The organism is Pontibacter sp. FD36 (assembly GCF_015686655.1).
In the GTDB taxonomy this organism is placed as follows: domain Bacteria; phylum Bacteroidota; class Bacteroidia; order Cytophagales; family Hymenobacteraceae; genus Pontibacter.
Genome location: NZ_JADPMP010000037.1, coordinates 1 through 350, shown reverse-complemented (window position 1 = coordinate 350; position 350 = coordinate 1). Strand labels below are relative to the sequence as shown.

Sequence of the window (350 nt, the reverse complement as noted above, 5' to 3'; positions counted from 1 at the left end):
GAGATCATGGGCGCCGACGTGAACATGGTGCGCCGCGGCATCGGCTCGGACGCCCGCATCGGCAACAAGTTCATCTACCCGGGCATCGGCTACGGCGGAAGCTGCTTCCCCAAGGACGTGAAGGCGCTGATCAAGACGGCCTCCGAGAACGGCTACTCCATGGAGGTGCTCAAGTCGGTGGAGACGGTCAACGAGCGTCAGAAGTCGGTGCTCTTCAACAAGGTGGACAACTACTTCAACGGGGACCTGACGGGCAAGACCTTCGCCGTGTGGGGCCTCTCCTTCAAGCCCAAGACCGACGACATGCGCGAGGCGCCCTCGCTGGTCATCATCGAGAAGCTGCTCGAGCG

General features: G+C 62.6%; 1 protein-coding gene. It reads left to right on the top strand.

Going from position 1 to position 350, the window contains the following annotated elements; translation table 11 throughout:
• Window positions 1–350: UDP-glucose/GDP-mannose dehydrogenase family protein (locus I0P70_RS21240; RefSeq protein WP_196121140.1), on the top strand; the 350-nt coding region annotated here is incomplete at both ends.